Raw genomic sequence first — 20,474 nt, forward strand, 5'->3', positions numbered from 1 at the left:
CTTACTGCGACGCGCCGCTGGATTTGGCCGGCGCCATCGCTCGCTCGCCCCCGCTCACCTGCGGCGCCGACGCACCGCCCTTCTCCACGACCGTCTTGCCGCCGGTCTGGGTCGAGGGGAGCGTTCCGGCGATCTTGAGCGGCACGTCGGGCACGACGCGGATCGCGCCGTCCACCACGATGCGCTCTCCGGCCTTCAGACCATCGTTGATGAACCAGTTGTCGCCGCTCCAGTCGCCGACTTCGACCACTCGCTGCTTCGCCTTCGACTCATTGTCCACGACCCAGACGAAGTGGCTCTTCGCGCCCTGCAGCACCGAGCGTTGCGGCACGAGGATCGCATTCGGCCGCGTGGCGCCCGACACGCGTGCGCGCACGAACTGCCCCGGCCGCAGCGTACCCTTCGGGTTCGCGAGCGAGGCCCGCACGAGGAACGTGCCCGTGTCGGTGCTGAACGCCGGATTCGCAAAGCTGATAGTGCCGTGCTGGGGAAATTCCGTGCCGTCGGCGAGTATCACCGCCACCACGAACTCGCTGTTCGGCGGGAAGAGCAGCTTGCCCGCCGCAATCTCGTCCTGAAAGTGCAGCATTTCGTTTTCGGAAATGCTGAAGTTCACCCAGATCGGATCGAGCTGATAGACAAAGGTAAGGAGCCCAGATGAATTGGCGATCAGATAGCTGCCGTCCTGCTGTCTCGCATAGCTCGCGAGGCCATCCAGCGGCGACTTGATCGTCGTGTAGCCGAGGTTGAGCTCCGCCGTCTCCACCTGCCCTTGCGCGGAAATCACCGCGGCCTGGGCCTGCTTCTCGTTGCCGATCGCGTCGTCGAGATCCTTCTGGCTCAATGCCTGTTGCGCGGCAAGCGGCTTGACCCGGGCAAGATTCTGCTGCGTGACCGTGAGCCGCGCCTGCTGCTGCGCAAGTTCGCCGCGCGCCGTTTGCAGCGCGGCCTGAAACGGCTTCGGATCCATCAGGAACATCGTCTGGCCGGCTTTCACCTTGTCGCCTTCGGAGTACGTCCGCCGGTCGAGAAAGCCGTCCACGCGCGCACGAATTTCCACTTCCCGCGAACTCTGTGTCTGCGCGGTGAACTCGAGTTGGACCGGGGTGTCCTGAGCCGTGATCGTCATCACCGTGACTTCCGGCGCGCCGAGCGCCGGCGGCCCCGATGCCTTTTTGCAGCCGGCGAAGAGCGTCAACGCAATGGCGACGAGGATTAGCGGCAGGCGGTCCCGGCGTGCCGCAACCCGGGGTAACGATCGATGCTCGGGAAAGAACGGTCCGCTCATGAATGGCCTCCCGCAACGCGCTGGACCTGCGCATCGCCCCGGTACGCGCGCGCCATGGTCACCTCTTCGTTGCCCGCTTACTGTTCGCGATCCGGATCGGCAAGGATCCGCACACTACGCTAGACGCGACGCCGGCCGAGGCAGGACGGGGCCAGCCGACTTGCCGCTCCCGGACAATTGCCCACGCCGGTTATGACTTCCGCGATACATCGCGCCCCGATGATTTGCGCGAACACCGGAATGACTTTTTGTCTCCTGGCTGGGGTGCCGCGCAGGCGGCGCGCTCGAAAGCGCCACCGGCGCCACCCGGCGCTTTGGTATCGGCGCCGGATGGTCACGGCGCTCGTAGTCGTGAAGTTTGGTAGCGGTCCGAGGCAAAAACAATGGGACTTTGGTCCGATATCCCGCTGAGCACGCCTCTTGCTGTTCACGGCGAAGACGCAGCGGTTGCCAATGCAACCGCCACGCGGCACGCCCAGGTCAGGAGGCGCGGCGCAAACCGGCTATGGGACTTTGCTCAACCGTTGAAGTTGAAAGCCACGCCGGGAGCGTGGCCGGACGCGGTCAATTGCAACCGTGACTATTCGCTGTCCGATAACAGGTCGTGCCGCCGGGCCCACGCGCGACGCCTTTTCCGTTGGCCGTCTTCGCCTCGCCGCCACGATTGTTTTGGGTCGTCCGAACGCCGTTCTGATTCGTCTGGGATGTCCAGGCGGTGCCCGTATTCCGGTTGTAACCGCCCGCGGAGGACCCATTGCCACAGACTGTTTGTCCACGGTTATTGGTCGCGCATTCCGCAAATGCACTTGAACTGATGATTAAGCAAGCCACTAGCAATACGATCTTCATGGCGGTCTCCCGAAGGTTCTGCCAAAACGTGACTGGCGCATGATCGATGAAGCGTCGATCGCCATCCCGTCGCCGTCTCAAAGAGTGTAGGTCGTGTGCCAGGCGAAGGCCACCGACCCGATACCACTGCCCGTCGTTAGGGGAAACCCCTCTTCCGGAATAACGATAGGTAGATCAATTATTTGAAAAACGCATTCTTACTGCGTCAGAATGTGATTTCTGCATTCTTGTGCATCCCAACATCAACCGGAAGATGGAACTACGCCAGCTCGAAGCCTTCGCCGCAGTGATCACGACCGGTAGCGTCACCGCCGCCGGCCGCCTGCTGGGGCGCTCACAGCCAGCGATCACGCGGCTGATCCAGGAGCTCGAAACCGAGGTCGGCTATGCGCTGTTCACGCGCAACGGCCCGCGCGTCACGCCAACCGGGCAAGGCATCCTGCTCTACGAGGACGTCGAGCACGTGCTGACGGGCGTGCAACAGATACGCAAGCGCGCCGGCGAAATTGGCCGCGGCGAAAGCCGCCCGCTGCGCATTGCCGCGACGTCCGCCCTCGCCGCCGGCCTCGTGCCCGTCGCGCTCGCGCGCACCGATCTCGCTGTCGCCGCGCAGACGATCCAGCTGCGCAGCATGGCCCCGGAACAGGTCGTGCACGATGTCCTGACCGGCGCGGCCGACATCGGCGTGGCGAGCCTGCCGCTCGAACATCGCGGCGTGGTCGTGCACTGGATCGGGCAATCCGCGTGCGTTGCGGCGCTGCGCGACGACGATCCGCTTGCCCGCTCCGACCGGCTGCCGCTGTCGGCCTGCGAGGGCCGGCGCATCGTCACGATGCAGAACCCGTATCGCCTGCGCCGCCGGCTCGATCATGCGTTCGCGCAGGCCGATGTCGAGCCGGCCGGACTCATCGAGACGAATTCGTCGATGAACGCGCTGACCGCGGTTCGCGCCGGTCTCGGCATCTCGGTGCTCGAACCGGTCACGGCCTACGGCATGCCGCTTGCCGGCGTCGCGATCCGCCCGATCGACGCCGACATTCCGTATTTCTTCGGCGTGATCTCGCGCGACGCCATCGCGCTGCCCCCCGCGGCCGTGACGCTCATCGACGCGCTCGCAGACGCAGCCCGCGCCGTGCTGCCCGATTTCGCGCTGCGCGCGAGCGCCGAGCACGCCCAAGTCCTGCAGTCGCTGTATGGCGATCTGCCCGCCACCAAGGAAGCTTTGCCGTAATGAATCCGACCCCCCCATCGTCCGCAGGTCTCGCCGCGCTCGAAGCCCGTCTGCGCGAGGATCTCGCGTGGCTCGAACTGCCCGCGAAGCGCTGGATACCCGAACGCACCCTCGAAGGCCGACCCGTGATCGACGTGGCGATCGTGGGCGGCGGTATGGCCGGACTCGCGCTGGCTGCCGCGCTCGGCCATCTCGGCATCGACGCCGTCATCTACGATCAGTCGCCGCGCGGTTTCGAAGGGCCCTGGGCCACCACGGCGCGCATGGAAACATTACGTTCTCCGAAGCAGCTGACCGGCCCGGCGCTCGGCCTGCCCTCGCTCACGTTCCGTGCGTGGTTCGAAGCGCAGTTCGGCGTAGCGGCGTGGGATGCGCTCGACAAGATCCCGCGCCTGCAATGGATGGACTATCTGCGCTGGTATCGCGACGTGCTCGACATCGACGTGCGCAACGAACACCGGGTCATCGCAATCACGCCAGGCGCGCACGGCAGCGTCGCGCTGTCTGTCACGAGCGCAGCGGGCAGCGAGACCGTCCATGCGCGCCACGTCGTCCTCGCGACGGGCCGTGACGGCCTGGGCGGCCCTGCCGTGCCGGCATTCGTGCGCGATCTGCCGCGCCGCTTCTACGCCCACTCGTCCGATGTCATGGACTATGGCACGCTGCGCGGCAAGCGCGTCGGCATCATCGGCGCGGGCGCATCGGCGATGGACAGCGCGGCCACCGCGCTGGAGGCAGGTGCGGCCTCGGTCGATCTGCTGATCCGCCGCGCGGACATTCCGCGCATCAACAAAGGCAAGGGCGCGGGCAATCCAGGCCTCACGCACGGCCATGCTGCGCTGTCCGATGAGTGGAAGTGGCGCATCCGCCACTACATCAACGTGCAGCAGGTGCCGCCGCCACGCGGCAGTACGCTGCGCGTGTCGCGCCACGCCAACGCCCGATTCAACCTCGGTGCGCCAATCACGGGCATCGAACAAGTGGACGACGAACTGTGCGTAAGCACGCCGAAAGGTGACTTTGCGTTGGACTTTCTGGTGTTCGCAACGGGCTTCCGCATCGATTTGACGAGCCGCGCCGAATTCGCGCCGTTTGCCCGCCACGTCCGTGCGTGGAAAGACCGCTACGCGATGCCTGCCGGCGACGACGACATCGAGCTTGCCGATTCGCCCGACCTCGGACCGGTGTTCGAGTTCCAGGAAAAGACGCCTGGTGCGTGTCCCGGACTCGAACGCATCCACTGCTTTTGCGCGCCCGCGACGCTCTCGCACGGCGCGCTGTCGGGCGACATCCCGGCTGTCAGCGAAGGCGCGAAGCGGCTCGCACAGGGGCTTGCCGCGACCTTCTATCGAGAGGATGTCGAATTGCATTACGCCAACATGGCGGCCTTCGCCGAGCCGGAAATCGAAGGCGACGAATGGACGCCCGCGCCACCGCCTCCGGCACTCGCCGAGCGCGAAGCGAAATGAGCGCGTGAATCTGCCGTTTTCCGGAGTTGACCATGACATACGACACTGACGACATCGTCGATCGCGTTGCCGAGCTGGCGCCCGACTCGGCCACCCGCGCATTGCGGCACCAGCGCGCCAAGGTGGTGGAAGCAACGCAAGGCAGCTACGACGCGCTGTTCGCCCCCACGCTGGAAGGTCTCACGCTAGTCGAGCGGTTGCTCGTCGCGCTTTACGCGAGCCGCCTCGCGCCTTCACCGGCGCTCGCTGTCCACTACCGCGCCGAACTGGCCGCACACGAAGTCGATGCGGCGACACTCGCCGCCGTGGAAACGGGAGCGCCCGAGGATCTCACTGCGCCGCGCCTGCGCGCGATCCTCGCGTTCACGCGCACGCTGATCGAAAATCCGGTCGCTGGCGACAAGGCCGCGCTGCAGACGCTGCCCGCCGCCGGCTTGACGACGCCGGCCGTCGTCGCGCTCGCACAGCTGATCGCCTTCCTTTCGTACCAGACGCGCCTCGTCGCGGGTCTGCAAGCCCTCAAGCAGCTGGAGCGCGCATCATGAGCGACATTATCCGATCGCACGGCTTCACGAACGAATCGCTGGAATGGGACGCGTGGCTCGACGTCGTCGACCTCGACCAGGCCACCACGGGTCAGATCGCCGTGCTCGAGGAAAGCCACCCCAAGGCCAAAGTCTCGGACTACTACCGGTTTCTCGTCCATCAGCCCGAAATCCTGCGGCAGCGCTCCGCCGCGTTCAACGCGATCATGTACGCGCCCGGCGGCTTGCCTCGCGCGGAACGGGAGCTCTCGACCACCGTGGTTTCGCGGCTCAACGGCTGTGTGTATTGCGCGTCGGTGCACGCCCAGCGTTTCGAGCAGCTCGCCCGGCGCAACGACGTGATCCGGCAGGTGTTCGCCGATCCTCACAGCGCCGGCACGACCCGGCGCGAAGAGGCGATCGCCCGCTTCTCGGCCGCGTTGACCGAGCACCCAAACGAGATCGAGGCGGCCCAGTTGCAGGCATTGCGCGAGGCCGGTCTAACGGATGCCGAAATTCTCGACCTGATCCATTCGATTGCCATTTTCGCGTGGGCGAACCGCCTGATGCTCAATCTCGGCGAACCCGTGTTTCCCGCGCCGACACCCGCCTCCTGACCGACCAACGCTGGACCGTCCTTCAACCAATACCCGGGGATAGCCGATGGGCACTCAACCTGGCATCAAGCCTGTCATCGTGGCCGCCGTGCTGGCCAATGCGATGGAGTGGTTCGACTTCACCATCTTCGCCGCGATGACGCCGATCATCAGCAAGCTATTCTTTCCGGCCTCGCACGGCGCGGCGGGCGGCGATCTGAACGCGATCCTGCTGACCACGGCCCTGTTCGGTGCGGGTTTTTTCATGCGGCCCGTGGGCGGCGTGCTGCTCGGTCTCTACGGGGACACGTATGGCCGCAAGGCGGCCATGACGCTCGGCATGGGCATCATGGCGCTGGCCGCCGCGATCATGACCTTCGCGCCGACGTATGCAACGGCCGGTCTCGCCGCGCCGCTCCTGATGCTCGCGGCCCGGCTGCTGCAAGGGTTTTCGATAGGCGGCGAATTCGGCACGTCGACCGCGTTCCTGATCGAACTGGCGCCGCCGAATCGCACCGGCTTCTACGGCTCGTGGCAGATGAGCGGACAACTCATGTCGACGATGCTGGGCGCCGCGCTCGGTATGGTGGTCACGCAGGTGTTCACGCCCGGGCAACAACTCGCGGGCGCCTGGCGCATCCCGTTCGCGGTGGGCCTGCTCATCGCGCCGCTGACCATCTATCTGCGCCGCCACGCAAGTGAAACCTATGCGCGCATCCACGCAACGCCCCACGCCCGCGCGACGGAGGCGGCCGCGGCCAGGCGCGGACTGTCCGACTATCTGATCGGGATGGGCATGGTGGTGGCGAGCACCGTCACGTTCTACGTCACGTTCGGCTACACCGTCACCTATGCGAAGCAGGTGCTCAAGCTGCCCGTTTCGGAAAGCTTCATGGTGCAAATGATCGCGGCCATCGTCATGCTGATCGTCACGCCGATCGCGGGCGCGCTCTCCGACCGCTATGACCGCAAGACGCTGCTGGTCGGCTCGCTGGGGGCCTACCTGGTGGCGATCTATCCGCTCTATGCGTGGATCGTGGCAGCGCCGTCCGTCTCGCGGCTCCTCGTCGCGCAGATCGTGATCGGCGTGTTGAGCGCGACCTTCCTCGGCGTCTATTGCACGACGCTTGCCGAGATGTTCCCCAAGCGCACGCGCGCGACCTCGCTCGCGGTGGTCAATAACGTCGTCGTCCTGATCTTCGGCGGCTTTGCGCAGACGTTCGTGACCTGGCTCATCGTGCTCACGGGTTCACCGTTGGCGCCGGTGCTCTATGTGATGATCGGCGTCGCGCTCAGTCTCGTGGCCGTTGTGGCGCTGAAGCCGGGTCATTTCAGGCGGGGCAGCGCAAACGCCGCTCAAACCACCGGATGAGGCAGCGGGCTTTTCCAGGTTGAAGGGGGGAAGTCGAGGAGGTGGCGACTGGCGCGTGCCGTGACGCGGCCCCCCTCGCGTCACCTTCCTGTCGCCAGGATTCCGTCGCCGTCCGACCCCGTCTGTGCGTTCGACGTGTTCGCTACACGCTCGATCTGCACTTGCATCGACCGTGCGTCGGTCAACCCCAGCGCCTTCGCCGCGGCATAAGAGAGATCGATGATCCGGCCTTTCACGTAGGGGCCGCGATCGTTGATGCGCACCACGACCGACTTTCCGGTTGCGACCGATCGGACGCGCACATAGCTGCCGAGCGGCAAGGTTCGATGGGCAGCAGTGAATGCGCCGGTATTGAAGCGCTCTCCGTTTGCGGTCTCACGCCCCTGGAACTTCTCCGCATACCAGGATGCCTCGCCGGATTGCACCACCTCGTGCCGCATATGACAGGATTCACCCCGGCACGCCGCTTGCCGGGACGCCATTTGCCCGCAAGCTGTGAATAACGCACAGATTGCGAAAACGCTCAAATAGCGCAGTGATGGCGTCATGGACCACATGTCAGTCAGTGAGCGATGGCTCAAGGTTCTCAAAGGTGCCGAGCATACCGCGTGCCCGGCCGATTTAAAATCCTGGCAACTTTTCAGGTTTCATGCAATGGGCTCGCAAGTCCGACCCTCTTTTCGTGGCAAGCCCCCGAAAAAGCCCCCCTCGCTACGGAGGAAGGGCCTCGCCAACGCAATGGCTTACTGGCCGAAGTAAACCGGCTTCATGCTGTCACCGGCGGCAGGCGCACCCGACGCCGACGCACCGCCCGCCATCCCGCCGTAACTGCTCGCGCCGTTCTGCGCGGCCACGCGTGCTTCGGCAGCCTGGATATCGGCTGGATAGTTGGTGTTGTCGCCGTCACCTGGGCGGTAGCCCGCCTGTTCGAGCTGGATAAGCTCGGCGCGGACCTGTTCAGGCGTCACGGCGCTGTTCGATTGTGCGAACGAGACAGCCGGAGCAGCCAGGATGGTAAGGATAACGAAGGTTTGACCAAAGAATTTCATGATGAGGTTCCTCTAACGATTACCACGTAGGGTGCGACAAGCTTGAACTGATGCGCAGGTTCAATACACTCTCGCAAATTTTCCCGCGCCCCCGCTGGCCTCCATTACTTGACGGAGGCCTGATTCCCCGTTCGTTGTGTCCGCCACGTTTTTGTTTGCACTGCCCAGCGGCCTGTGTCGAATCCACCCGAAGCGCAGGCTGCACCGTGGGTCCGTTGCCACCATGCATGGTGATCGAAATTGCGCAGAAAATCGGCGCGGCGACGCTCACGGAGGTAGTGCGCCGTCACGCCAGCCACCGCGATCGCGAGTACGATCGTGCCGGCAGCCATACCCAGCCAGGTTGGGTCCACGTCAGCCTCCCCGGTTACAGCGCAGCGCTTGCACGCCTCATGTGTCGTTGGACGCTCAGCCGTGGTAGTAGCCGTCGCCGACGGAGTTTTCCAGCACGCCGTCGACATATACGCCAACCGGGTCGCCATCGGCGGACGTGAGCAGCGAGCCGGGGTGCTGGCCGATGATTTTGATCCGGCCGCCCTGGAACCTGGCCATCTCCCGGTGATCGAGTTCTACCGACTCTTGAAGGTCGCGGATGGTGAGCGTGGTCATGATGGGTCTCCTGGAGCAGGACGATTGCAGGAATAGTCAAGCGGCAAGCCGCCTGCAGGACGTCATGCAGATGTCATGCCAACCGGGAGCGCTCCGCGCAGCGCCCTTCCCGACGTGCATCGCGATGATGCGAGTCTGGGCGCGCCCATCACCTGGCCAGGCGATGTTGGGCAATCGCCAACAGGCCGGCCGCGTCGCGCGGCAGTCGGCCAGGTACGGTCATTCGTGAGCGGCCTGGCGCGCGGCGATCCGCGCATCGAGCGCCGTGCGCAATGCGCTCACCACGTCGGCCCACTCGCCGCGGCGCGTTTGGCGGAACAGACGCGCATCCGCGTACCACGGGCTGTCGTCGCGATTCAGTTGCCAGCGCCAGTCCGGTGTGAACGGCAGTGCAATCCACACGGGCTTGCCGAGCGCGCCCGCCAGATGCGCGACCGCCGTATCGACGGCGATTACCAGATCGAGTTGCGCGACGAGCGACGCCGTCGCCGAAAACGTCGTCAGGCGCGCGCCGGCGTCGATCAGCCGGCCACGCTGCACGAGTTCGTCCATGCACGCGCGGTCGCGCTCGCGCAGCTCTTTTTGCAGCGACACGAAGCGCACATCGGCGTCGAAAAGCGGCTGGAGGTCCGCAAGCGGTATCGAGCGATTGCGATCGTTTACGTGCGTCGTGCTGCCCGACCAGACCAGGCCGACGCGCAGCCGTCGATCGTCATTCGTTTCGGCGCCGGTCACGTCGGACCACGACGCGCGCGCCGCGGCGTCGGCGTCGGCGCTGAGATACGCGCCCGAAGTCGCGAAATCCGCTTCGCGCAGCACGAGTGCGTGCGGCAGGCTCAACATCGGCACGTGGTAGTCGAATCCGGGCAGCGCCGACGAGTCGCCGACTACGCTCGCCGCGCCCGCTACGTTCTGCAGCAACGGCAGCAGCGCGTCCTGCACGCGCACGATCACGTTCGCGCCTTTCGCGTGCAGGCGGTCGACGAAGCGCACGAACTGCAAGGTGTCGCCGAGACCTTGTTCTGCGTGCACGAGCACGGTCTTGCCCGCAAGCGGCTGGCCCTTCCATTGCGTCGCGTCGGGGAAATCGTGCGTCATCGTGCCGTCGCGCCAGCGCCATTCGTATTCGCGCCAGCCGTGCTCGAATTCACCGAGCAGCAGATTGGTCTGCGCGCGATTCGTGCGCGCACCGGCGTCGTTCGTGTCGATCGACAATGCCTTCTTGAACTGGCGCAGCGCGTCGTCGAAGCGATGCAGATCGCGCAACGCGACGCCCAGGTTCACGTACGCGGCGACGAAATTCGGCTTGAGTTCGATCGCCCGCCGATACGCGTCGAGTTCCTCGTCGTAGCGGCCCAGCTCGCCGAGCAGCGTGCCGCGGTTGTAGTGCACTTCCGCGGCGTGCGGATAGCGACGCGCGAGGCGCGCGAGATACGCGAGCGCGGCCTCGGTCTCCTCCAGCTGGATAAGCGACATGGCCGCGCCGTGCAGCGCTCCGGCCTGATCGGGCGCGAGCGCCAGCAGGCGTTCGTAGAGCGCGACGGCTTGGGTGTGACGCTGCGCGAGCTGGCAAATGCGCGCGGCCTGCTGCAACTGCTCCGGAAGCGTTGCGGCCGGCTGTGCTGCGCGCCAGGCGAACTCGGCGGCGCCCGCGTAATCCTCGCGCGCGGCGTAGACGAAGGACATCGCTTCCAGTGCGCCCGCGTGATCGGGATGCGCTTGCAGGATCGATTGCAGGTCGTGCTCCGCGGCGTCGATGCGGCCGGCGGTGAAATGCTGCTTCGCCTGGGCGAGCAGCGCGACGATGGTGTCAGTCATGGGTACGCGGGGCGCTCGCGCCCGAATGCATGGATGAGGGCTCAAGGCGGCATTTTACCTCAGCCGCGCCTGCTCAGTTTCGTCGCACCCCGTCGCCGGGAATCTTGCCAGGGAACCGCGCAGTCGATTTGAAACGTGGAACAACGTGTATTTCTTCGCGTTATTCATTCACGGTAATAATCAGGAATATGGATCGCAAAATGTTTCCCGAAATTACGATCAAAATACGGTAAATGGCGCGTTTCCAGTAGCGCATCGGCGTGAGGAAAGTCCCTTGTTTTACTGGATATTTCGATCGTTCAAGCTGCGGATGTAATAGTCTGGAACAGGTAAGGAAATGTTAGCCAATAATCGTGGCAGGCATGCCACAATTTCTGAAAATCATTCTGGATATCGCGTTATGCTCCGCTCGCTCGCATTCGAGCGATAAACAAAGCAATGGAGTCACGATGAAAAAGAACACCCTATCCGCTCTCGCAGTCGCCGCAGCTTCTTTCGCCAGCGCCGCACACGCGCAAAGCTCGGTTACGCTTTACGGCTTGATTGACGCGGGCGTCCTGTACACGAGCAACCAGTCGGGCAGCTCGAACGTGCAACAGTCGAGCGGCGCACTCAACGGCAACCGTTGGGGCCTGCGCGGTAGCGAAGACCTCGGCGGCGGCCTCAAGACGATCTTCGTGCTCGAGAACGGCTTCAGCATCTCGACCGGCGCGGCGAAGCAAGGCAGCCGCATGTTTGGCCGCCAGGCGTTTATCGGTCTTTCGAGCGACCAGGCCGGCGCGGTCACGCTGGGTCGCCAGTACGACAGCGTGGTCGACAACCTGGGCGGACTGTCGCTGAACGGCACGCAGTACGGCGGCACGCTCGCCGCGCACCCGTACGACAACGACAACCTCAACAACTCGTTCCGCGTGAGCAATTCGCTCAAGTACCAGAGCGTGAACTACGGCGGCCTCAAGTTCAATGCACTGTACGGCTTCTCGAACGCCGCCGGAGGCTTCGCGAACAACCGCGCATACAGCGTCGGCGCCACGTACTCGTTCGGCGGCCTCAAGGCAGGTGCGGGCTATCTTCAGCTGAACAACTCGGGTTCGACCATCAACAGCAGCGGCGCGGTCAGCGACGACGCCACCTTCTCCGCTTCGCGTCAGCGCACCTACGGCGCCGGCCTGAACTACGCCTTCGGCGCAGCCAACGTGGGCTTCGTGTTCACGCAGACGCAGCTGAGCAATCTCACGGCCATCAACTCGTCGAACTCGGGCTCGAGCTCGACGACGTCGCTCGGCGGCAACAGCGCGCGCTTCAGCAACTATGAACTCAATGGCCGCTATGCGTTCACGCCGGCGTTCACCGTGTCGGGCGCTTATACGTACACGGACGCGAGCCTGGAAGGCGTGAATCCGAAGTTCCATCAGTTCACGCTGCAGGGCGACTACGCGCTTTCGAAGCGTACCGACCTGTACGCCGAAGCCGCGTATCAGCGTGTCGTGGATGGCGAGGGCAAGATTCACGCGGACATCATGGGTGTTTCCGCGTCGGATTCGAACTCGCAAGCCGTAGCGACCGTGGGCATTCGCCATCGCTTCTAACGCGACGATCGCTCGCAACGTGAGCGCCGCGCAAGCGGCGGACTAAGCATGGGCGGGCAGACGTTTCGGCGCCTGCCCGCCCATGTGCTTTCCCGATACGCCACGCTGACGCGCAAACACAGGCGATTATCGATTCAGGTTCGTCGCGAGCGCGTCAAGCAATTCCCTGGCTTCTTGCAAGTCTGCCGTTCCGAAACCTTCCGTGAACGAGTCATACACAGGAGCGAGTATCTGCCGGGCTGCATGCATGCTTCCTTCTTCCTTGAGAAGCGCAGCCAGGCTCAACGCCGCACGAAGTTCGAGCGATCTGGCACCCCGGCCGCGAGCCGTTGCCATGGCTTCGTTGAAACTCGCCTGCGCTGCATCGCGCTGCGCGGCTGCGCCGGTGGCAAGACCCGCTGAAAGCAGCGACAACTCGCCTTTCAGGCGGTACAGCTCGGGCTCGTGATACCGTTCGTCCGACGTTTCGCAAGCCGAGAGTGCCTCGGACAGCGCATGTTGCCCGGCGTCGCGCAAACCCGCCCTTGCATAGGTTTCAGACAACAACGCCAGAAAGTACGAGCGGCCAAGGCGAGCGCCTGTCGCTTCATAGTCGGTGAGGCCCCGGCGCACTTGCGCAATCCCCTCTTCTTTTTTCCCTGCCTCCGATAGCGCCCAGCCGTGGAGCATGGTCGCCCACGCGAGAATCATCGGAAAGCCTTGCTCCGTCGCAAGGGCGATGGCAGCCTCGGCGCAGGCATCAGTTTGCGTGGCCTCGCGACGTAATTGATGAAGCTCGGCCTTGAAAATGAGCGTTTGTCCGAGACTGACCAGATCGTGTAACGAGCGGGCGCGAGTGAGCGCTTGTTCTGCATGCCTTAACGCCCCGTCCGGGTAGCCCATATGCCAAAGAACGAGGCCCAGGCTGCCTTCGCCCACGCTTCGCGGATCCCGCCCGTGCGCAAAGATTTCCTCATCGAGGTGCCCGGTGTCCTGCAGCATAGAAGACTTCGCCAAGCCGGCCAGGTAGGCATGTGCGGATGGAAGCTCACCGAGCCTGAACAAGCTCATGCCGAGCAGATAGTGCGCTTCCATGACTTGCGTGGGATTCTCAGCGCGCTCTGCCAGTTCGAGCAGCCGCTCGGCGATTTCTTTGGCCGTTTTATATTCGGCGCTCAACTGATAAAACATCCGCAGCCCGGTTTGAGCGCGGAACAGATGCGGTGTTTGCCCAGCCAGCCTGCACAGCTCCAGCGCGCGCGAATACGTCGCCTCCACGTCGCGCGAGGCCCATCCTCTCGCGGCCATCAAGGCTGGCCCAATGGCGAGCCGCAATGCGAGCTCCCGATCGGCGCGTTCGGGCGTTTCAGGCAGCCCTGAGAGCAGATCGAGCGCCATGCCGAGCTGGCGAAGCGCCTCGGAGTTTGCCGAGCGCTGCCACGCCTGTTGACCGGCGCGATGCAAATACTCGACCGCTTTCGGTACGTTGCCGCTGAGGCTGTAGTGATGCGCGAGTTCGTTCCAGTAGTCCTTGATGCGTCCATCGAAAAGCGCCTCTATTGCCTGACCGATGCGTTCGTGCAGCAGCCGGCGACGCTCGGCAAGCATCGAGTTGCCCGCCACTTCCTGCGTCAGCGCATGTTTGAAGCCATATTCCACAGCCGGAAAAGCGGGCTGCTCGTAAATGAACTCCCCCGCTTCCAGACGTGACAAGCTCGCGTGCAGTTCGTCGTCGGGCAGGTCGACGACACACTGGACAAGATTTTCCGGGAACGTCTTCCCAATCACGGCGAGCGTCTGCAATAAATCTTTGTCTACGGCGAGCAGCCGATCGATACGCGACGCGAGCACGCCCTGCACCGTGGTCGGAATATGTAGCGCAGCCGGCGCCACTTCCATGCGGTAGTGGCCAGGCGCCCCCACGAGCACGCGTTCCTCGGCCAATGTCTGCACCACTTCTTCAATAAAAAACGGATTGCCTTCCGTCTTGTCGAGCACATGCTGCTTGACGCCAACGAGCGTCCGGTCGTCGCCGACGAGCGCGCTTATGAGCCCCTGCGCATCGGCACGATCCAGCGGCTCCAGCACCCGTTGCGCATACCCGGCGCGATCGCCCCAGTCATGCTGATACTCCGGGCGATAGTTCAGCAGCAACAGAAGGTGCGCACTCGATACGCGCTCAACGAGGTAAGCAAGGAAGGCTTGCGTCTCGCTGTCGAGCCACTGCAAATCCTCGAACACCAGGACCACGGGTTCGTTCGCGCTTTCGCGCACGAAGAGCTGCGTGATCGCCTCGAACGTTCGGTCGCGCCGGATTTGCGAATCCATTTGCGCGAGAGCCGGACCGGGATCGCCGATCGCAAGCAGATGAAGCAAATACGGCACACCGTCCTCGAGATTGCGGTCGAGGGAAAGCACCCGGCCCGTCACCTTTTCACGGCATCGCCGTTCGTCGTCTTCCGATGTGATCTGAAAGTAGTTCTTCAGCAATTCGACGAGTGGCAAATACGCGAACGACTTGCCGTGCGAGACCGAGAATGTCTCCACCACGAGGCACCCTTTTAACGCCGAGCGTTTGAACTCGTGAAAAAGCCTCGATTTCCCCACGCCCGCATCGCCGACTACGCCGACGATGCTGCATTGCCCGGTTCGCGTCGCATCGAGCGCCCTGCGCAGCGATTCGAGTTCAGGCTCGCGTCCGACGAACCGGGCCAACCCGCGCCGCTCGGCCACTTGAAGACGTGTGCGTAGCACGCCCGGCCCCTGCACCTCGTAGACGGCAAGCGGTTCGACCACGCCTTTGACCTGTGTCTGCCCCAAGGCCTTGAACTCGAAATACCCCTCGGTCAGCCTGTAGGTGGACTGGCTCACCAGTATCGATGCCGGGGTAGCAATGGCCTCCATGCGCGAGGCGATGTGGATCGTGTTGCCGACCGGGTCATAGTCCGCTTGCAAGTCGTTCTTGTGGATGGAGCGCATGAGAACCTCTCCGGTGTGGACACCCACCCGGATCTGCAAGGGAATGCCGCGCTCGAGGCGAATGCGGTCGCTATGACGACGCATCGCCTGCTGCATTCTGAGCGCCGCGTAGAGCGAGCGCTGCGGATGATCCTCGTGCGCGATCGGCGCGCCGAACAAGGCCAGAATGCCGTCGCCGAGCAATTTCGCTACGAAGCCCTCGTAATGGTGAACGGCCTCCATCATCAACTCGAGGACGGGGGCGATCAGCCGATGCGCCTCTTCCGGATCCAGACCGTATATGAGTGCCGTCGAGCCGGCCATGTCCGCAAACAACGCGGTAATGGTCTTACGTTCGCTGACGGCCTTGCCGCGGGCTTCGAGCGCCGCCTGCGCGGCGTGGACCTGCTCGGCCAGGTGCGAAGGCGTGTAATCGGCAGGGGGCCGAAGCGACGGCGTATGAGCGACGATGGCGCCACATTGCTCGCAAAATCTCGCGCCGTCGCGGCATTCGAAGCCACAGTTTGTGCAGCGCATATGGCCCCTGATCTCGAGAGACGCCCTCCATGGCAATTACCATTAAAAGCTCAATCTATCGAGGCATCAAGCTGACTCGCAAGCTCGTTTAAGTCGTCCACCACGAAATCCCACGCCTGCTCCGCTTTCAGGTCGGTTTTCTGAGCGGGACCGTGCTCGGTCGGCCGCACGACGAAAGCGGTCGAAAGGCCGAGCCGGCGCGCCGCGGCCAGGTCGCCGTTATGCGCCGCGACAAGGCACAGTTCGGCGGGCGCGAGACCCAGAATGTCCGCCGTCTCGCTGTACACCTGCGGCGAGGGTTTGTACGCGCGCACCACTTCGGCGCCGAGAATGGCGTCCCATGGCAGACCGGCGCGCCGGGCCACATCCACCATGAGCCGGATGTTGCCGTTCGACAAGGGGGCGATGATGAAGCGACGTTTCAGGCGATTCAGCGCCTCGACCGCGTCCGGCCACGGATCGAGACGATGCCAGGCCAGGTTGAGTTCGTCGATCTCGGCGTGAGTCACGCCGGCAATACCGTGATGCGCCAGCACCTTTACGAGATTCTCGCGATGCAGCACGTCGAGGCGCACGTAGGGCCGGCGTCCGCTGCGGATTTCCTCCATGGAAGGCGAATACTCGCGCCGCCAGGCGTCGGCGAACTCGAAAGCATCGAGGTTCGGCGCGTGGCGCTGCAGAAAAGCGGCGGCTTCCGTCGCGACGCCGCTTCGCCAGTCCACGACGGTGCCGAAGACGTCGAATACAAGAGCCTTGATTTCGGTAGGGTTCGTCATAGGGGCCAGAATTGGGAGTGGATCGGAGCACGGCACGGCGAACCGCCTCGGCCAACCGGCAAAGGCGGCGCAATGCACATTGAAGCATTCAAACCGGATTCACGCTGACTGCTGCGCCTCTCCCCTGCGCGCTTCAGGCCGCTTCGGCCTCCAGTTCGCGCCCTGGAATCGCGGCGAGCAGCGCACGCGTATAAGGGTGGCGCGGCGCGCGCCAGATGTCCTGATGGTCGCCGCTCTCGACGATCTTGCCCTGTTGCATCACGTGTACTCGGTCGGCGATGTAGCGCACGACCGAAAGATCGTGCGAGATGAAGAGCATGGAAAGCCCCAGTTCGCGTTTGAGTTCGACGAGCAGATTGAGGATCTGCGCCTGGATCGAGACGTCCAGCGCCGATACCGGCTCATCGCAGATCAACAACGCGGGTTCGAGCACGAGCGCGCGCGCAATGCCGATGCGCTGCCGCTGCCCGCCCGAGAATTCATGCGGAAAGCGCGCGAGCGCCGCCGCGGGGAGACCCACACGTTCGAGCGCCGAGCGCACACGTACACGGCGCGCCGCCGCGTCGCCAACCCCATTCACGGCCAGCACGGTTTCGAGAATATCGCCCACCGTGCGGCGCGGGTTCAGCGATGCATAGGGATCCTGAAAGACCATCTGTACCTTGCGCCGCAAAGGACGTAACGCGCGCTCGCGGAGCGGGACGAGTTCCGTGCCGTCAAGCGCAATCGAGCCGCCCGCAACCGGCACGAGGCGCATGATCGCGCGCGAAAGCGTGGACTTGCCGCAGCCCGACTCGCCCACGAGCCCGACCGACTCGCCCCGGCCGATATTGAACGAGACGCCGTCGACGGCGTGGAGCGCCGGTGCGCCATGGCGCTGCGGGTACGCCACGCGCAGGTCGCGCACGGCGAGCAACGGCGCGGTGTCCGTCGTCTTAAGCTCCGACGCCGTACGCTCGGGCGCCTTGCGCGGCACTACCACGAAGGCCGCCTCCTCGCTGGCCCGATCGGCCGATGCCGTGTGGCGGATTTCCGGCAAGGTCCACGAGCGGTAGTGCAGATCATCGGCGAGATTGAGCGAAGCGCCCAGGAGCCCTCGCGTATAGGCGTGGCGCGGATGCGCAAAGAGATCCGCCGTCGGCGCTTCTTCGACCTTGTGCCCGGCCAGCATCACCGCCACGCGGTCCGCATGATCGGCCACGACGCCCAGGTCGTGCGTGATCAGCAGGAGCGACATCGACAGCTCCCGGCGCAGCGTGTCGAGCAGTTCGAGGATGCGCGCCTGGATCGTCACGTCGAGCGCGGTGGTGGGTTCGTCGGCGATCAGCAGACGCGGGCGGCACGCCACGGCCATCGCGATCATCACGCGCTGTCGCTGGCCGCCCGACAGCTCGTGCGGGTAGTCGTCGAAGCGGCGCTGCGGCTCGGCAATGCGCACGAGATCGAGCAGTTCGACGGCGCGCGCGCGAGCGGCCCGGCGCGACAGCGCTTCGTGCTGGCGCAGCGTTTCCACGATCTGCGCGCCGACGCTGAGCACGGGATTCAGCGAGGTCATCGGCTCCTGAAAGATCATCGAGATCTGTTTGCCGCGCAGCTCGCGCACCGACCTGGGCGGCAAGCCCAACAGCTCGCGCCCTTCGAAGCGCACGCTGCCCGTGACGCGCCCGGGCTCGGGAACGAGCTGCATGAGCGAAAGCGCCGTGGCGGATTTGCCGCTGCCCGACTCGCCCACCAGCGCGAGCGTCTCGCCCGCCGCGATGTCGAAGCTCACCCCGCGCACCGCTTCGTGCGCCCCAAAACTCACGCGCAGATCGCGCACTTCAAGCAATTGGCTCACGGGACACCTTTACGGTCGTTGCCGCTGGCGCGGATTGAGGGCCTCGGTCAGGCCGTCGCCGAGCAGATTGAGGGCGAGCACCGCGAGCACGATGGCCGCGCCGGGAATCGCCGTGAGATACCACGCCGTGCGCAGCGAATCGCGTCCCGCGCCGATCATCGCGCCCCAGCTCATGACATTGGGGTCGCCCATGCCGAGGAACGACAGCGACGATTCGATCAGGATCGCGCTCGCCACCATCACCGAAGCCGTGACGATCACGGGCGGCAGCGCATTGGGCAGGATTTCGCCAAACATGATTCGGGTGTTGCTGAACCCCTGGCTGCGCGCCGCGAGCACGAAGTCCGAACGCCGCAGCGTGCGGAATTCCGCGCGCACGATCCGCGCGACCGTGGGCCACGAGGCAATGCCAATGGCGAGCGCGATCACCACCACATTGGGCCGCCCGATCGCCACGAGCACGATCACCAGCAGGAAGGACGGCACGGTCTGGAACAGTTCGGTGAGACGCACCAGCGCGTCGTCGATCAGGCCTCCGAAATAGCCGCCGATGGCGCCCACCAGTGTGCCGATCACGAGTCCGATACCTGCCGAGGCCGCGCCGATCAGCAGCGAAACGCGCGCACCATGTGCGATGCCGGCCGCCACATCGCGCCCGAGCGAATCGGTGCCAAGCCAGAATTGCGGGTCGCTGCCCGGCCATTCGAACGGCCCGCCCACCATGTCGAGCGGGTCGCCCGGATAGAGCCGCGGCGCGAGCACGGCGAGCACAACGAATGCCGCGAGCAGCGCCAGGCCTGCGCAGGCCGAAGGATTGCGCAGCAGCGCGCGCCAGAAAGCGTGTCCGGCGCGGCGTGTGGGTGCGCTTTCGCGATCGACACCGCGGCGGCCAGGCAGCGCGAACGCCAACTGACGCCGCCACGGCGAACCCTGGCGCGCGGCTGCGCGTCGTGCGTCAACCGGCAGATCCGGCGATTCGAAACTCATTGAGGTTCCTCCGTTAGCCAACGCGCGGATCGAGCCACGCCTGCAGCAGATCGACCACGACGTTCGCGACGATGACGAGCAGCGACGACAGCAGGAGCACACCCAGCAGCACGCTGAAGTCGCGCGCCAGCACCGCATCGAGTGCCAGGCGGCCCAGCCCAGGCCAGCTGAACACGGTCTCGGTCACCGCCGCGCCGCCAAGCAGCGTGCCGAAATGCAGCCCCACGAGCGTGGTGAGCGGCATCAGCGCGTTACGCAGCACGTGCCGCAACGTTACGCGCCACGGATGCAGACCTTTCGCGTGCGCCGTGCGCACGAAGTCCTGGCGCTGCACTTCGATCATCGCGGCACGCGTAATGCGCGCGTAGATCGCGACGAAAAAGCTGGCGAGCGTCGCCGCGGGCAGCAACACGTGCCTCGCGACATCGGCGAGGTATGCGAAGCCGTGCAGGTCCGCCCCGATCGTGACGTTGCCGCCGCTCGGCAGCCACCCTAGCCGGACCGCGAACAGAATGATGGCGAGCAGGCCGATCCAGAACCCAGGCGTCGAATAGAACAGCAGCGCGAACACCGACAGCACGCGATCGGGCCACTTGCCGGCCCAATGCGCCATCACGGCGCCGAGCACCACGCCGGCGATGAGCGCGAGCGAAAGCGCCACGCCCATCAGCAGCAAGGTGTTGGGCAACCGCGAAAGAATCAGCTGCATCACGGGCATGTCGTAGCGTGGCGAATAGCCAAGGCTGAAATGCGCGAGATGCTTCAGATACGTCCCGAGCTGCACGAGCAAGGGCTGGTCGAGCCCGAACTTCGCGCGCAGCATCGTCATCGTTTCCGTCGTCGCGGAGCCGGCTTCGCCGGCGATCACGTCGGCGGCGTCGCCCGGCATCAGCTTGAGCAGGAAGAAGTTGAGGATCACGATGCCCAGCACCGTGGGCAGCGCCTGCCAGGCGGTGCGGCGCAGGATCGTTTGCCAGCGGGCGCTTCGGCTCATCGTTGGGCTCCG

Annotated in this window: 16 protein-coding genes; 6 read left to right on the forward strand and 10 right to left on the reverse strand. The window is 64.8% G+C overall.

Going from position 1 to position 20,474, the window contains the following annotated elements:
- Window position 1: 1 nt before the first annotated feature.
- Complete coding sequence (locus tag A3CW_RS45965; RefSeq protein ID WP_081771608.1) at window positions 2-1,288, reverse strand: efflux RND transporter periplasmic adaptor subunit; 1,287 nt, start codon at window positions 1,286-1,288, stop codon at window positions 2-4.
- Between the two features lie 1,102 nt (window positions 1,289-2,390).
- On the opposite strand from A3CW_RS45965, the gene A3CW_RS0111370 reads away from it, so the two are divergent.
- Genes A3CW_RS0111370 through A3CW_RS45970 form a run of 5 tightly spaced genes read left to right on the forward strand, consistent with a single transcriptional unit; the run spans window position 2,391 to window position 7,329 of the window.
- Window positions 2,391-3,368, forward strand: coding sequence for a LysR family transcriptional regulator (locus A3CW_RS0111370; RefSeq protein ID WP_028203679.1), 978 nt, complete (start codon window positions 2,391-2,393; stop codon window positions 3,366-3,368).
- Window positions 3,368-4,837 carry a flavin-containing monooxygenase gene (locus tag A3CW_RS0111375; protein ID WP_028203680.1) on the forward strand — a complete coding sequence of 490 codons (1,470 nt, stop codon included), beginning with the start codon at window positions 3,368-3,370 and terminating at the stop codon, window positions 4,835-4,837. Before A3CW_RS0111370 ends, A3CW_RS0111375 begins: the two co-directional genes overlap by 1 nt.
- Before the next feature lie 32 nt (window positions 4,838-4,869).
- Window positions 4,870-5,382, forward strand: a complete 513-nt coding sequence (locus A3CW_RS0111380) for a CMD domain-containing protein (protein WP_028203681.1) — start codon at window positions 4,870-4,872, stop codon at window positions 5,380-5,382.
- Window positions 5,379-5,978, forward strand: a complete 600-nt coding sequence (locus A3CW_RS0111385; RefSeq protein ID WP_028203682.1) for a peroxidase-related enzyme — start codon at window positions 5,379-5,381, stop codon at window positions 5,976-5,978. The genes A3CW_RS0111380 and A3CW_RS0111385 overlap by 4 nt, the downstream gene beginning before the upstream one ends.
- Before the next feature lie 46 nt (window positions 5,979-6,024).
- Window positions 6,025-7,329: an MFS transporter gene (locus A3CW_RS45970; RefSeq protein ID WP_051481389.1), complete on the forward strand. Its 1,305-nt coding sequence runs from the start codon at window positions 6,025-6,027 to the stop codon at window positions 7,327-7,329.
- 80 nt (window positions 7,330-7,409) lie between these two features.
- On the opposite strand, the gene A3CW_RS50865 is transcribed toward A3CW_RS45970, so the two are convergent.
- From A3CW_RS50865 to A3CW_RS0111415, 4 genes are all read right to left on the reverse strand, one after another.
- Window positions 7,410-7,877, reverse strand: a complete 468-nt coding sequence (locus A3CW_RS50865) for a septal ring lytic transglycosylase RlpA family protein (protein WP_081771618.1) — start codon at window positions 7,875-7,877, stop codon at window positions 7,410-7,412.
- 195 nt (window positions 7,878-8,072) lie between these two features.
- On the reverse strand, window positions 8,073-8,378 hold the full coding sequence (locus tag A3CW_RS0111400) for a DUF4148 domain-containing protein (RefSeq protein WP_028203683.1): 306 nt from the start codon (window positions 8,376-8,378) through the stop codon (window positions 8,073-8,075).
- Window positions 8,379-8,786: 408 nt separating this feature from the next.
- Window positions 8,787-8,987 carry a hypothetical protein gene (locus tag A3CW_RS0111405; RefSeq protein WP_028203684.1) on the reverse strand — a complete coding sequence of 67 codons (201 nt, stop codon included), beginning with the start codon at window positions 8,985-8,987 and terminating at the stop codon, window positions 8,787-8,789.
- Between the two features lie 219 nt (window positions 8,988-9,206).
- Window positions 9,207-10,805, reverse strand: coding sequence for a tetratricopeptide repeat protein (locus A3CW_RS0111415; protein ID WP_028203686.1), 1,599 nt, complete (start codon window positions 10,803-10,805; stop codon window positions 9,207-9,209).
- Window positions 10,806-11,254: 449 nt separating this feature from the next.
- Between A3CW_RS0111415 and A3CW_RS0111420 the strand changes: the two genes are divergently transcribed.
- On the forward strand, window positions 11,255-12,394 hold the full coding sequence (locus A3CW_RS0111420; RefSeq protein WP_028203687.1) for a porin: 1,140 nt from the start codon (window positions 11,255-11,257) through the stop codon (window positions 12,392-12,394).
- Window positions 12,395-12,520: 126 nt separating this feature from the next.
- On the opposite strand, the gene A3CW_RS0111425 is transcribed toward A3CW_RS0111420, so the two are convergent.
- The 5 genes from A3CW_RS0111425 to A3CW_RS0111445 form a co-directional block, all read right to left on the reverse strand.
- The gene (locus tag A3CW_RS0111425) at window positions 12,521-15,868 is read right to left on the reverse strand and encodes an AAA family ATPase (RefSeq protein WP_028203688.1); all 3,348 of its coding nucleotides are present in this window, start codon (window positions 15,866-15,868) and stop codon (window positions 12,521-12,523) included.
- A gap of 50 nt (window positions 15,869-15,918) precedes the next feature.
- Window positions 15,919-16,644, reverse strand: a complete 726-nt coding sequence (locus A3CW_RS0111430) for a haloacid dehalogenase type II (RefSeq protein WP_028203689.1) — start codon at window positions 16,642-16,644, stop codon at window positions 15,919-15,921.
- A 133-nt stretch (window positions 16,645-16,777) separates the two neighbouring features.
- The gene (locus A3CW_RS0111435; RefSeq protein WP_028203690.1) at window positions 16,778-18,481 is read right to left on the reverse strand and encodes an ABC transporter ATP-binding protein; all 1,704 of its coding nucleotides are present in this window, start codon (window positions 18,479-18,481) and stop codon (window positions 16,778-16,780) included.
- Window positions 18,482-18,490: 9 nt separating this feature from the next.
- On the reverse strand, window positions 18,491-19,468 hold the full coding sequence (locus A3CW_RS0111440; protein WP_028203691.1) for an ABC transporter permease: 978 nt from the start codon (window positions 19,466-19,468) through the stop codon (window positions 18,491-18,493).
- Between the two features lie 13 nt (window positions 19,469-19,481).
- Window positions 19,482-20,462, reverse strand: coding sequence for an ABC transporter permease (locus A3CW_RS0111445; RefSeq protein WP_028203692.1), 981 nt, complete (start codon window positions 20,460-20,462; stop codon window positions 19,482-19,484).
- Window positions 20,463-20,474 lie beyond the last annotated feature (12 nt).

Source organism: Paraburkholderia nodosa DSM 21604 (assembly GCF_000519185.1).
In the GTDB taxonomy this organism is placed as follows: domain Bacteria; phylum Pseudomonadota; class Gammaproteobacteria; order Burkholderiales; family Burkholderiaceae; genus Paraburkholderia; species Paraburkholderia nodosa.